The sequence below is a fragment of the Hufsiella arboris genome (assembly GCF_009834875.1).
GTDB classification, from domain to species: domain Bacteria; phylum Bacteroidota; class Bacteroidia; order Sphingobacteriales; family Sphingobacteriaceae; genus Hufsiella_A; species Hufsiella_A arboris.
This window is the reverse complement of sequence record NZ_WVHT01000001.1, coordinates 495,152-507,474: the sequence shown is the minus strand read 5'-3', so window position 1 is coordinate 507,474 and position 12,323 is coordinate 495,152. Positions and strand designations below refer to the sequence as shown.

General features: G+C 42.0%; 14 protein-coding genes. 1 reads left to right on the top strand and 13 read right to left on the bottom strand.

Features of this window, described 5'->3' with window-relative positions:
- Positions 1-130: 130 nt before the first annotated feature.
- The gene (locus GS399_RS02190; RefSeq protein WP_160842932.1) at positions 131-538 is read right to left on the bottom strand and encodes a GNAT family N-acetyltransferase; all 408 of its coding nucleotides are present in this window, start codon (positions 536-538) and stop codon (positions 131-133) included.
- A gap of 280 nt (positions 539-818) precedes the next feature.
- On the opposite strand from GS399_RS02190, the gene GS399_RS02185 reads away from it, so the two are divergent.
- Positions 819-2,240: a glycoside hydrolase family 125 protein gene (locus tag GS399_RS02185; protein WP_160842931.1), complete on the top strand. Its 1,422-nt coding sequence runs from the start codon at positions 819-821 to the stop codon at positions 2,238-2,240.
- A 179-nt stretch (positions 2,241-2,419) separates the two neighbouring features.
- Here GS399_RS02185 and GS399_RS02180 read toward each other — a convergent pair whose 3' ends face one another.
- From GS399_RS02180 to GS399_RS02125, 12 genes are all read right to left on the bottom strand, one after another.
- A complete protein-coding gene (locus GS399_RS02180; protein WP_160842930.1) occupies positions 2,420-3,145 on the bottom strand; it encodes an acyl-CoA desaturase in 726 nt (241 codons plus the stop codon).
- Positions 3,146-3,310: 165 nt separating this feature from the next.
- Complete coding sequence (locus tag GS399_RS02175) at positions 3,311-4,243, bottom strand: transporter (protein ID WP_369410092.1); 933 nt, start codon at positions 4,241-4,243, stop codon at positions 3,311-3,313.
- A complete protein-coding gene (locus tag GS399_RS02170) occupies positions 4,240-5,286 on the bottom strand; it encodes a cytochrome-c peroxidase (protein ID WP_160842929.1) in 1,047 nt (348 codons plus the stop codon). The genes GS399_RS02175 and GS399_RS02170 overlap by 4 nt, the downstream gene beginning before the upstream one ends.
- A complete protein-coding gene (locus tag GS399_RS02165) occupies positions 5,286-6,101 on the bottom strand; it encodes an MbnP family protein (RefSeq protein WP_160842928.1) in 816 nt (271 codons plus the stop codon). Before GS399_RS02165 ends, GS399_RS02170 begins: the two co-directional genes overlap by 1 nt.
- A 579-nt stretch (positions 6,102-6,680) precedes the next feature.
- Positions 6,681-6,965 carry an Rdx family protein gene (locus GS399_RS02160; protein ID WP_160842927.1) on the bottom strand — a complete coding sequence of 95 codons (285 nt, stop codon included), beginning with the start codon at positions 6,963-6,965 and terminating at the stop codon, positions 6,681-6,683.
- 1 nt (position 6,966) lies between these two features.
- On the bottom strand, positions 6,967-7,461 hold the full coding sequence (locus GS399_RS02155) for a molybdenum cofactor biosynthesis protein MoaE (protein ID WP_160842926.1): 495 nt from the start codon (positions 7,459-7,461) through the stop codon (positions 6,967-6,969).
- Positions 7,421-7,654 carry a MoaD/ThiS family protein gene (locus GS399_RS02150; RefSeq protein WP_160842925.1) on the bottom strand — a complete coding sequence of 78 codons (234 nt, stop codon included), beginning with the start codon at positions 7,652-7,654 and terminating at the stop codon, positions 7,421-7,423. The genes GS399_RS02155 and GS399_RS02150 overlap by 41 nt, the downstream gene beginning before the upstream one ends.
- An 18-nt stretch (positions 7,655-7,672) precedes the next feature.
- A complete protein-coding gene (locus GS399_RS02145) occupies positions 7,673-8,623 on the bottom strand; it encodes a GTP 3',8-cyclase MoaA (protein ID WP_202409357.1) in 951 nt (316 codons plus the stop codon).
- Positions 8,624-8,803: 180 nt separating this feature from the next.
- The gene (locus GS399_RS02140; protein WP_160842924.1) at positions 8,804-9,994 is read right to left on the bottom strand and encodes a molybdopterin molybdotransferase MoeA; all 1,191 of its coding nucleotides are present in this window, start codon (positions 9,992-9,994) and stop codon (positions 8,804-8,806) included.
- Positions 9,991-10,941: a bifunctional molybdenum cofactor biosynthesis protein MoaC/MoaB gene (moaCB, locus tag GS399_RS02135; RefSeq protein WP_160842923.1), complete on the bottom strand. Its 951-nt coding sequence runs from the start codon at positions 10,939-10,941 to the stop codon at positions 9,991-9,993. The genes GS399_RS02140 and moaCB overlap by 4 nt, the downstream gene beginning before the upstream one ends.
- Entirely contained in the window at positions 10,941-11,453 is a 513-nt protein-coding gene (locus GS399_RS02130) for a molybdopterin-dependent oxidoreductase (protein ID WP_160842922.1), read from the bottom strand. Before GS399_RS02130 ends, moaCB begins: the two co-directional genes overlap by 1 nt.
- The gene (locus GS399_RS02125; RefSeq protein WP_160842921.1) at positions 11,450-12,280 is read right to left on the bottom strand and encodes an MOSC domain-containing protein; all 831 of its coding nucleotides are present in this window, start codon (positions 12,278-12,280) and stop codon (positions 11,450-11,452) included. The genes GS399_RS02130 and GS399_RS02125 overlap by 4 nt, the downstream gene beginning before the upstream one ends.
- Positions 12,281-12,323 lie beyond the last annotated feature (43 nt).

Sequence of the window (12,323 nt, the reverse complement as noted above, 5' to 3'; positions counted from 1 at the left end):
ACTGGTTAGTGGATATGATCAAGTAAAATTAGGTCAAACAAATAGGTACGCAACCGCTTTTTGCGACATTTAAGGGAGTGTTTCCGTATTACCAACCAACCAGTTTAAAAAGTAATTTGGCAACTGTTGCCTACAAAAGAGATATTTCCATCACCGTAAATTCGATGCCATCTTTGAAAAATTTTTTTCCGGTTTCGGCCAGGCCGAACTTTTCGTAAAAACCTTTTTTGTTTACCCTCGCATTGCACCAAAGCGTTTTAGCCGATTGCTGCCGGGAGTTTTCAAGCAGGAATTTCATCATAAACGATCCTAATCCCAACCCTTGTTTATCATTTAACGTAGCCAGCTTTCTAAATTGCATGCGATCATTTTCCATAAAGCAGGATACGACTGTGCATAGTTCGCCTTGGTCAAGAACACCGTAATGAAGCCCATTTCCGTCATCTTTCAATTTTATGAAATTCAAAGGCTTATCCGGCCACATAACTACCTGACGTATTTGCCAGGCTTCTTCTTTAGTTATTTGTTGTACTAACATTTATGCAAAACTAACAAAGCATAAGCAATGACGACGAGCACAAAAAGGTGAACAGATTTTTTTATTTAGATTGAAAGCTGTAAATATGCATCTGCCAATTAGAAACATTACCCACCCCAACATTTCATCGCAGAAATTGCTGCAACATGAATAAAATGGACTATCAAACTTTATCACAAAGAATGCCCAATCGGAATAAATGATTCTTGTGAATGGTAGTTTGGAGGAAAATAAGTTAAAGGGATATCGCAACCGAAGTATTTAAATAAAATCATATCAATTGAAACGCAGAACATTTATTAAGAACACAGGGATATTTGGAAGCAGTATCCTTTTTGGTAAAAACCTGGCCTTGGCCACAACCGCTCCTGAATTTAAAATAGTTAGAATAGATCCTTCCAAAAGAAAATTTACGAGCGCAGCTATCGAAAAGGCAATTTCTGACTTTAATAAAAATGTCAAGAATAAAGAGCTGGCCTGGTTATTCAACAATTGTTTCCCTAACACATTAGATACAACGGTTACTTATTCAGAAAATGGTGGTAAACCAGACACTTATGTAATCACTGGCGATATTGACGCCATGTGGCTTCGCGATAGCACGGCGCAGGTTTGGCCTTATATGCCATTTATTGAGAAAGATCCGAAACTTAAAAGCTTAATCGCAGGAGTAATATTTCGCCAGGCAAAGTGTATAAACAAAGACCCCTATGCTAACGCGTTTTATGACGATGATTCCAAAGTGGGTGAATGGAAAAACGACCTGACGGATATGAGACCAGGATTGCATGAACGCAAATGGGAGATCGACTCGCTTTGTTACCCGATACGCTTATCTTACCATTATTGGAAACATACTGGCGATGTAAAACCCTTTGATGCACACTGGCAACAAGCGGTAAAAGCGATCTTAAAGACGTTCAAAGAGCAGCAGCGAAAAAATGGTGACGGTCCCTATCATTTTCAACGAAATACTGCATGGGCAACAGATGGTGTACCGATGAACGGATATGGTTATCCCGTGAAGCCTGTCGGGCTGATTTGTTCGGCTTTCAGACCCAGTGACGACGCAACTATTTATTCGTTTTTAATTCCCTCTAATTTTTTTGCGGTAGTAAGCTTAAAGCAGGCGGCCGAGATGATGACAGTAATTGCAAATGATTCCGCCACTGCAGCTGAACTTACAGCCTTGTCAAACGAGGTTGCATCGGCTCTAAAGGAGCACGCTACAGTTACTCATAGTAAATACGGAAAAGTTTACGCTTATGAGGTAAATGGTTTTGGCAGTTATAATCTGATGGACGATGCAAATATTCCAAGTTTACTGGCAATGCCATATTTGGGAGCGGTTGAGGCCAGTGACGAAGTTTACCAAAACACTCGTAAGCTATTACTGTCGGAAGACAACCCGTTTTATTTTAAAGGAACTGCGGCCGAAGGAATAGGAGGACCGCACATCGGTAAAGATATGATATGGCCGCTTAGCCTAATAGCCCGAGGCCTGACAAGTAGTGACGATCAGGAAATCAGGTATTGCATACAAACGCTGCAGAAAACGCATGGAGGCACTGGTTTTATGCATGAATCTTTTCATAAGGATGATCCAGCGAAATTCACCCGTAGCTGGTTCGCATGGGCGAATACAATTTTCGGCGAATTTTTATGGAAGACTTATCAGACTAAGCCTCAGTTGTTATCATGATGATGCTTTCGGCACAAGTAGTGTTTAAAACGATATTGTTCGAGGGGTAATTCCGATTGATATTCTTTTTGTTATTTTTTTGAACAAGTTATAACTCGCTGAATATCAAAAAATTTATATACAAATTCCTAAAAATGAAATTTTAAATCTAAATGGGCAAATCAATATCGGGAAGGTCGTCACCTTTTTAGTTTAACAACACCTAAATAGTTCATAATTTTTATTATAAAATATGTGGCGTCAAATTCAAACCATCTGATAGCATTATTTGCTCTTGCGGGATATTTGTGATGATTGTTATGGTAAGCCTCACCTACAAACAATAAGTCGATCGGGAGGATATTTTTCGATGTGTTACCAGTATCAAAATTCTCGTAACCGAATTTGTGCGCCCACCAGTTTACCGCCAGTCCCTGTAATGCTCCCATAGCCAGGCTCAATGGAAGAAAAAGATACATCCACCACTGCGTTGCAAGGGCAACATAAATCGCGACATAAACTACTGCCCATAAAACACGGCTTTGCCAGTTGTGCACCAATTTATCGAAGGTGTCCCACTCGGGCAGATCCTTGTAATATTTCTGCTCGATATCGGTTCTTCCTACATATATGTCATTATAACTATTACGTGTTTTCCATAATAACATGAAAACATTGGTTGTGTAATGCGGAGAATGTGGATCATGTTCTGTGTCGGTGTGAGCATGATGGAGGCGGTGCATCAATCCATAAGTTTTTGCGCTTATATAAGATGAGCCTTGCGTAACGAAGCAACAAATGTGAAAAGCTTTTTCCCAGGCTTTGCTCATCGTAAATAAGCCATGAGCAGCATAACGGTGATGAAAAAACGATTGGAAAAACAATGAGGCGTACCAATGGCACACGATAAAAGTTAACAAGAGCATATTTAAATTACGTAATTAGTACGACTGTAGATTTTTAGCCGTAACAAATTGCGTTACTCAAAATGCCGCGCACATATCTCGCTCGCTCAAAAACCTGCTGCAATATAGTGTTTATTATCGGTCCGCCTGCGAATATCGTTGATACTGCTATCCTTAACGAGTTATTTAAAATGCTACGGAGGCATGGATCAGAAACCTGTCGCCAGCCTTTACGCTGCCGCCGGCAAGGTTTTGTGAAGCCACATTTTGGTAGTTTCCGCCAACTGAAAAGCGGTTAAAACTAGCTTCAAGGCCCCCGATGAGTGATAATGAATAGCCACCGGAAACGTCAATTTTATATATTTTTTCTTCGGTATCCTGAGCAGATGTTTCGTAAAGCACTCCCGCGTTTGGTGCAATTGTTAACGTTTTCGCGACACGAAACTTGTAATATGCAAGTGCGTTAGTTGTGAACTTGTTGCCATACCGGTAGTCATATCTGTTGTTAGTGTTAATTTTGTAATTAAGATTTACGTCGACCCCGAAATCCATTAAGCGGATATCATATGCCGCGTTTAAAGTAAAATCCGTGCTGCCGGTACCTAACTGGAAATTATTTGGTGATTCGTCAACCAGATCTTTTTCAAGAGGCTCGTATTTCCCGGTCGGCAATTTTATCCCTGCACCCACCCAGAGAGATTGCACAAGCAGGCTACTGCCGAGAGTTTGTTTCTTATCCAGCAGATTGTAATATCCCATAAAGGCGACATCGCCCAATCCGTTTTTACTACCGCTTAACTCAATGCTTTGCCGTTCATTAAAGTTGTAAGGAATGAAATATAAAAGGCGAAACTTGCTGCCGAAATTAAATCCTCCCCAAAGCTCCGCTGTCTGATATTTTTCGTCGGAAGTGAGATAGCTGGTTTGTCCGTCCGGGCTGATGTGGGTGGTTAGTGTTTTATATTGATAGCGGAGGCCGATAAATCGTTTATTAAACTGAGGTAGAATGCCCAGATAATAACTCCCAACGCCGCAACCGCAAATGTCGCAAGCGAAAGTCGAAGCAAAACTAAAGCTTAATATGATAGTAAAAATCCATTTCTTTTTCATCTGTATCATTGTTCTGACAAATCTTTTCTACTGACAAAATCAGGATCGTCAAGTGTTTTTAAAAAGGAGAGGAGTTTGATTTTGTCGTCATCACTTAAAGCGACCCCCGGTTTATTACCTGTGTTTAAAAGAGGGTCTAATGTCGGGGATACCTTAACTTCATTGGCGTAGTGGTCAAGCACTGCATTAATAGTTAAAAAACGGCCGTCGTGCATATATGGCGCCGTATAACTCAGGTTCCGCAAACTTGGCACTTTAAATTTATAGCGGTCGTCCGGATTGAGTGTAACTGCGTAACGGCCTTCATCATTATTTGGCCCAGCCCCAATTCCGTTATTTCTGAACGAGCCGTCGGTAAATAATGGTTCGGCGTGACAACTGCTGCATCGTGACTTAAAAATGGTGTACCCTGCCTGTTCCTCTGCCGTGAAGCTTTCGCCCTCGTTGCGTGTAACCTTATCGTATTTTGAATTGGCACTAACGCACATGACCATAAACTGGGATAGCGCTTTAAAAATCCGTATACCGTTTATTTCTTCCGTTCCGAAAGCCTTTTTAAATAATTCATTGTACTTAGGAAGCTGTTTAAGTTTACTGATCACGCTCTCCATTTTTTCATCCATCTCAACCGGGTTGGTGATTGGATTTATTGGCTGAAGATCCAGGTCAAATACGCCGCCGTCCCAGAAAAATGTTTTATTCCAGGCAAGGTTCATAATAGGAGGCGAATTCCGGCTACCAAGTTTGTCGTCAATACCGTGACTCACATCGTGCCCATGCTGAGTGAATCCCGAAGACTGGATATGGCAAGACCCGCAGGAAATAGTATTATCCCGTGATAATCTTGGTTCATAAAACAAAGTTCGCCCGAGCAAAAATCCGGCTTCATTAACGGGATTGTTTGACAACTTATAAACCGGCTCCGGAAAATTAGCCGGTTGCTGGAAGCCTAAAAATTCGGAAACAGTTTTCTGAATATCATCTTCCTTTTTACAAGCGTAAATGAATAAGCAGAAACCAGCAAGAACAGTCCAAAATGCTTTATTCCTCATTAATTTTCTGTGTGATCATGCCTGAACATGCCAGCAAAGTTGTTGGCAACATTTACACTAAATGCGCTGAACATCACCTGGGGATTAGCTGCAATACTGATAGTAGATGGGCCGCTAAACATTTTAAGCGCATCGACCATCAGGTGAATATTGCTTTCCCGTCCTGCACGGACACGCGCCACACCGGCTTTAGAAAGATCGAGTGTTACGGTTTTAATATTGTTAATGGTTGGAGCCGAGTAACCGCCGAATCCGCCGATGTGATAGCGGAATTTATTAGCCCCAGTTGGATCAACAGGAGCCTGCGGAGATGTCCCCTCCATTTTGAAGAAAATATAGCCGCTGTTCCAGCCCCAGTACATGCCATCGTCCATGCTTCCGGATGGATCAAGAACGCCTGTTCTTTTCGAAATATCCATCGTATTTCTCAAGCTGTCTACGCCAATGGTAAAGGTCAGCGACTTGTAATCTGCTTCCGGCACCTGAACTTTACATTCCTGTGTTTCGGGTTTGCTCTCATCAACAAGGAAATAACTGCTGTCTTGTGGCACAACATATTCCACGCCTTCCGCGTTGGTTACTTTAATGTTTGAGATAAAATATTTCAACGTCTGAATCGTCAGTTGTTCACCCGATGAATTTGTATAGGTTCCGGTGCCTAACTGCAAGTTTCTGTCGCCGGCAATGTTATCAAATTCAACGCTAAGAGTCGCTTTTTTGGATGTTTGAGGCTTATTGTCGTCCTTTTTTGAACATGATTGTAAAGAGAAAATCAGCGCACAGCCGATAGCTATATGTTGAAGAGACAGTTTCATAATAAATTAATTGTAACGGAGATAATCCGGTAATTCAAGTTCAGCAAGGGCTATCGACTGATGCGTGCATAAGTTGAAACTAGCCGTTGCAATAAATTTTTAAGGAAGTGGATGATCTGCGTTAACAGGGCGGCTGTAAAATAGCCGAAACTATTTGGGGGAGAAATAGGGATTTCTCAAAAGTATTGCGGTTTGGTAAATCAAAAGAAGATATGGACAACATGATCTTTGTGGTAATCATCGCTTCCTGAAAATTCGTTTTTTGACCGGATTTCTCCTGGCTTTTTTCCCGCTCTTCTGATTGCTTAATTTTTTTGGCGTAATAACACTTTCCATTACACATCAAAATCGGTTTGCTGCGGTTTTCACAAAGTTTTTGGCTGATGTAATTTTTATTGAGTTCGAATCCCGCATATATAAACAATCTGCTGAAGTTAGCAGCGAGCATTGTTATAATAAGTAATATAGCGGTAATCCTTCTTCGCATAAATCACCGCAAAGGTATACCACAGAGTTTAAGTAAGCAATTTATTTTGAGATTCTTAAAATCAGTGTGTTGAATGCCTGGCAAATTAGCTATTAATCAGATTTCTTTTCGGAATGGCCCAAATCTTTTCCGGGATTCACCTGATCGCGAATTAATTGTTTTAACTCTTTAATTTCCGGGAAGCGTCCTTCACGCTTCCTGTCAAAAACTGTGTCGTCATTTACCCGGATCGAATAACGACCGCTTACCTCACTTGGCTGTAGGGTCACGCTGTGTAAATCATCAGCAAAGGTGGTCAATAACTCCTGAGCCATATAAGCTGCTCGCAACATCCAGCCACATTTCGGGCAATATTCTATTGTGATCGAGGGTTTCATGTTACTGTGAATACAGATGCTTGTCCGGATCTCCTGTAATTTCCGCGCAATTGCAGTTATTTCCCCAACTGTATTCGCCGTTTGTATAATATTCGCATTTCCAGATCGGCGTTTCATGTTTAATACGATCAATTATGTAACGGTTCGCGACGAATGCTTCCGATCTGTGGGCAGAAGCCGTTATAACAACAACTGCGCTTTCCAATATAGCCACTTTGCCTAGCCGGTGCTGTGCTGCCGCGATATTCAATGGCCATTTTTCCTTTGCGTCCTCTAAAATTTTCCGGATGGATTTTTCTGCAAGTTCGTTATGCGCTTCATATTCCAGATAAGAAACTTCGCGACCAATGTTATGATTTCGGACATCGCCGCTAAATAAAACAACAGCCCCGGCCTGTTCGTGGTGTGATGATGCAAGCAGGCCCGGAAGGTCAATCGGTTTATCGGTAAGAACTTCAACCGCCGCTGCTTGGTGGGATAACGCTGATAATGTCATGATCTGTTAATAAGTAATCATTTGCAACAAACTCATCTTTTACGGCAAAACGGCAGCTTTTAAGCAAACTTGCCGATTGCGGGTTTTGGGTTTCAAGAAATTGCCGCAATGATTCGACACTTGAAATGGATTGGTCGATATCGAGCTCTTTTCCAAAAAAATCTTTAAGTGATGCAAAGAGTTGAATCTTCATAAGTATAGATGTTTAAAGCTAGCCGCCGATATGGAGCATGCTCATGTCACTGCCTGTAAATCTGAAAGTTTGTTTTTGGTTCATTGCCAGTTGCAGGTTTTGACGTAATGTTTCATCGTTTTCATCACCTGAGAAGGAGATGGGATGATTTGAACTGAGACAACCAAATAAGTTTCCAAATGAATCCATTCGTAGCCGGTTACAATCGCCGCAAAACGGGTGACTGTTGTTAGCTATAATTCCAAATGTGTTCCCATGCGATGTTTTCCAATAATTTGCCGTCGATGATGATTTGCGAGGCATTGGAGTAATCTGATAATACATGCTGATTTTTTCCAACATATCAGTTTGCGAGAAAAAATACTTTTCAGATTGGTTGTAAAGATGCCCCATAGCCATAATCTCAAGAAAACGGATAGCAATATTTCTTTCAAAAGCAAAGTCTAGTAATGGAAGGAGCTGATCATCATTCATCCCGCGCATAATTACCGAATTGATTTTTACATCTAAACCGCAGTCTAGAGCGCTATCAATGCCGTCAAGAGTTTGCTTCAAATTTTTACGTTTACTCACCTTGAAAAAAGCGGCGTCCTCCACAGCATCCAGCGAGACGTTTATGCACTGAAGTCCGGCATGCTTTAAATCGGCAGCCTTTTGTTTCAGAAGCGTGCCGTTGCTGGTCATTTTAATTTGTGGAATGCCAAGATTTTTTAACGATTTAATCAAGGGAATGATTTCGCGAAAAAGGAGAGGTTCACCGCCTGTTAGCCGGATAGTTTCAAAGTTCAAATGCCCGTGCAGTTTACCGATCAACTTTGCAAAGTGACTTGCTGATTGTTGCGGCGATCTGTTAATTTTTTCCTGCTCATCGCCGCCCATCGTGCAATACACGCATGCCAGATTGCAAACGTCCAACAGGCTAACCCGCAGAGTTTTAAATTTCCGTTGAAATGTATCTTCCAGCAACATTATCGTCTTCAGTTAAAAGCAACAACCACCAATATTCAAATATACACCGAATAAAATTTACTATAAAGCCAGCCCGGTCTAGAACTTGGGCAGATTGAATGAAAGCAGCCATAAACCTAACTTTGTGCCGCGGGAAATGTTTTGACGCTTTCGCCGATAAAACCTGACGTGAAATATGCTTTATGTAAAGAGCGAAAAGTAGCTAACGCTTTCTCCGCTTTCAACTTGTTTCCGGTCTGCCGGATGTAAAGCGATAGAATTTGCATGGAGACCGAGTTTAATATCTCCGGAACTGTTGATAGCAATTTGCTCCAGCGATTTGCCGTCTTTGGCAAGTTTCGTCGGAAAAAATTCATCGAAGGGCACTTTCTTTGTTCTGCCGCCAGTCAAGGGCAGGGTAAAAACGGCGCGCGGAGAAAATCCAAGGCATTTTCTTAAATACTCTTCAATGAAAATCTTAAAGGTTATCAGGCAGGAAAAAGGATTTCCGGGCAATGCAAAAACCATTGTTCCTGTTGGAGAAATCCCGCACCAGATAGGTTTCCCGGGCTTAATAGCAACTTTATGGAATAACTTTTTAACGCCAAGCTTTTCTAAAGTTTCCGGCACATAATCAGCATCACCGGCTGATACGCCGCCACATAAAATCATTACATCACAATCAAGTCCGGATTCTATTGCTGAATATAAGTCTTCTCTACTATCGCTGATATGTTCCGACCGCTGAACATCAATACCTAATTTTTTTAAAAGAGATGTTAAGAGCCATTTATTGCTATTCCTTATTTCTACTGGTCCGGGAATTGAATCGATTGATTTAACTTCGTTTCCGGTAGTAAAAAGAACAACATCGGGTAAGCGTTTCACTTTCACTTTACCTTTTCCGAGACTGGCTAAAATGCTGATAACATTCGGCTGGCAAATCAAGCCTTGTCCCAGAATTAAATCTCCCTTTTTAGCGTCTTCTCCCTGCTTCGATATATTTTGCTGTTCCTCAATATTTTCGACGTTTATTGTTACGGAGCCACTATCTTCAAAAACATCTTCACGCCGTATAACAGCACTGGCGCTTTTCGGAACAGAAGCACCTGTCATAATTTTATAACATTGGCCGGAGGCCAACGCAACTTCGGAGACATTTCCGGCAAAAATGGTTTCGGCGATTCGGTAATTTTTAAGGCCGGCCCGCCATTCCTCAATGTTTATTGCATAACCGTCAACTGTTGAACGATTGAACGGCGGATAGTCGCGGTCGGCAAAGATGTCTTCTGCCAATACCCGGCCATCAGCGTTTTCAAGAAGCACAGTTTCGTCTCCGAAAGAACGGGCATGAGACAGAATAATTTGCAGTGCTTCCTGGTAGGTTATCAATGGCCGCCTCCTTTCATCATCTTTCTCGCGTGAAAAATTGCCGGAAGGATTGCTTCCAGTGATTCCCTGGCGCCATCTGAACTTCCCGGAAGTGTAACTATTAATGTTTCCGCAATAGAACCGGCAACGCCGCGGCTCATCATCGCAAACGGCGTACGTTGCTGACCATAACTTCGCATAGCTTCCGTAATACCGTCAGCATCTCGCTCAAGAATTTCCTTAACCGCGCTGATGGTGTTATCCCTTGGCCCAAGGCCGGTGCCGCCAGTTGTGAAAATGAAATGAATGTCTTCCGAAACCCAGTCTTTGATATACTGCTGTATTTTTTCCTTCTCGTCAGGGACAACTGCGTAATGAACAACCTGTGCATTGACATCTTTAAGCATCTGGCTGATAATTTTTCCGCTTTTATCTTCACGTTCGCCTTTCGCTGTTGAATCAGAGCAGACTAAAACAGCGCAGGTTGGCATATTGTCGAGAAATTTCTGTCGATCGCTTTTACCGCCTTTCTTGTCGAGAAGCTTAATATGGCCAATTTCCAGGATTTTATCAACGGGCTTCAACATGTCATAAAGCTCAAGCGCTGCGATGGAAACAGCCGTAAGCGTTTCAATTTCTATCCCGGTTCGCCCGATCGATTTAGTGTCAGCAGTGATTACTATACCTGATCTTTGAAAATCAATCTCTGGAAAAACTCCCGAATGGGCCTCACTTTCCAGGAAGTTAAACTGAATATCCATACCGTCAATTGCTACGGGATGGCAATGGGGCAGGAGCTGAGGCGTTAGTTTTGCTCCGATAAATCCGGCTGCCCTGGCGACATCAAAAAGGTTGCCTTTGGGTAACTCGTTGTTTTGTATAAGACGGATTGTTTCTGCCGAACAGAAAACGATGCCGGTGGCTTTCGCGGTTCTGAGAGTATTGGTTTTATGAGTAATATCCCGCATTAATTAGCCTTTTTGACCTCAATCCTGTTCAGCCATTTTACAAAACGTAAGCCATTGATTTTATCTTTCAGGCAGAGAAGCGCAAATTTTCCGTCTTTGTTCAACGGTTGCCCGTCCTCTTCGGTGACTACAAAAACCTGGTCACTTGCTGAATTAAACACCTCTGACCAAGAGCATAAAACGTTGTAATCGTCGGTAGCAGAAGCGATGAAATAAATCATGCCGTTCTCTTTAAAATTTGGCTCGGCAATGCCTGCCATGTTAATAATGTCTTTTAACAAATATCCTTTTAGAGATGGGATGGTCCGTTTAACGTCACCGCCTTTTCCGATAATCTTAACATTTTTTAGTTCCACCGTTTTTAATTCTTTCAGATCAGATAATGTCAGCGATAATTGCTTGTTGACCAATCCAGAGATGGCAAGCTTTTCACTGATTTTCCCTTCGGGATGATCCTGGCTAAAGGCGAAATGGCTTATGAGTAGCAGGATGAATAAAACGTATATCTTCATATGTTAGGCAAAACGGGTTCTTTTTCTTTGACAATGGCGATTTGATCGGCAACGGCAATCTTTCCCAGTCCGCCATGTAGAAGATTTTGGCCAAAAAGAATTTTATGACCTTTTAACCGGTAAGACGAAAGTGTCTTCAAAGGCTCCTTCCCTTTCTGAGCATTGTCCTGATTGATGGTGGTAACAATGCAGCGGGCGCATGGCTTTACGCCAAAAAATGAAATACCGTTAATTGAAAACTCTTCCATTTCGTCTTCCTGAAATGGGAATGCGCCTTTGATCACAATGTTGGGCCTGAAACGGTCCATGGGTAATTTTTCAGCCAGCTTATTATTGAGATCTTCGAGCGAGGCTTCGCTGATCAGCAAAAACGGGTAAGCATCAGAAAGAGACGTGATTTCATCGTAGTTAATAGCATAACGCTCATCGACAGCGCGATGTGTCTCATCGGGCATATAAACCAATCTGCAATCAAAGCCAAGCATCATGGAAAACCATTTATCCGCTTCAGGGTCGACACGGATGGTTTCAAACTGATCATCCCACACGCTAGCAAAAATACTTTGGTTTGTTTTCGGTACGATTGGAATGTTTAGTTTCTTTTGTAACTCATGCTTATGGGAAACAACCAACTCGTTATCGTTTATTTCTACAGTCAATAGCGCCATTTGAGCAAACTCACGCTGAGATAAAAATCGATCATTCTTATCAATCAGCATCCAGCGGCGGTCGTGCTTAAAGCCGCGGTCCGTTATTTCAGCTTCGGAAACCGAAATCCCGCCCAGTGACTTAATCGGATAAATAAACAACTGGCTTACCTGTAACATGCAACGCTAAATTACGTGCTTTTTACGGCTTATGCCATGTCGT

Excerpts from the sequence above, each read along its gene's own strand:
- GS399_RS02190 (WP_160842932.1), bottom strand. The coding sequence starts at position 538 with ATGTTAGTACAACAAATAACTAAAGAAGAAGCCTGGCAAATACGTCAG.
- GS399_RS02180 (WP_160842930.1), bottom strand. The coding sequence starts at position 3,145 with ATGCTCTTGTTAACTTTTATCGTGTGCCATTGGTACGCCTCATTGTTT.
- GS399_RS02175 (WP_369410092.1), bottom strand. The coding sequence starts at position 4,243 with ATGATACAGATGAAAAAGAAATGGATTTTTACTATCATATTAAGCTTT.
- GS399_RS02170 (WP_160842929.1), bottom strand. The coding sequence starts at position 5,286 with ATGAGGAATAAAGCATTTTGGACTGTTCTTGCTGGTTTCTGCTTATTC.
- GS399_RS02165 (WP_160842928.1), bottom strand. The coding sequence starts at position 6,101 with ATGAAACTGTCTCTTCAACATATAGCTATCGGCTGTGCGCTGATTTTC.
- GS399_RS02160 (WP_160842927.1), bottom strand. The coding sequence starts at position 6,965 with ATGAAACCCTCGATCACAATAGAATATTGCCCGAAATGTGGCTGGATG.
- GS399_RS02155 (WP_160842926.1), bottom strand. The coding sequence starts at position 7,461 with ATGACATTATCAGCGTTATCCCACCAAGCAGCGGCGGTTGAAGTTCTT.
- GS399_RS02150 (WP_160842925.1), bottom strand. The coding sequence starts at position 7,654 with ATGAAGATTCAACTCTTTGCATCACTTAAAGATTTTTTTGGAAAAGAG.
- GS399_RS02145 (WP_202409357.1), bottom strand. The coding sequence starts at position 8,623 with ATGTTGCTGGAAGATACATTTCAACGGAAATTTAAAACTCTGCGGGTT.
- moaCB (WP_160842923.1), bottom strand. The coding sequence starts at position 10,941 with ATGCGGGATATTACTCATAAAACCAATACTCTCAGAACCGCGAAAGCC.
- GS399_RS02130 (WP_160842922.1), bottom strand. The coding sequence starts at position 11,453 with ATGAAGATATACGTTTTATTCATCCTGCTACTCATAAGCCATTTCGCC.
- GS399_RS02125 (WP_160842921.1), bottom strand. The coding sequence starts at position 12,280 with ATGTTACAGGTAAGCCAGTTGTTTATTTATCCGATTAAGTCACTGGGC.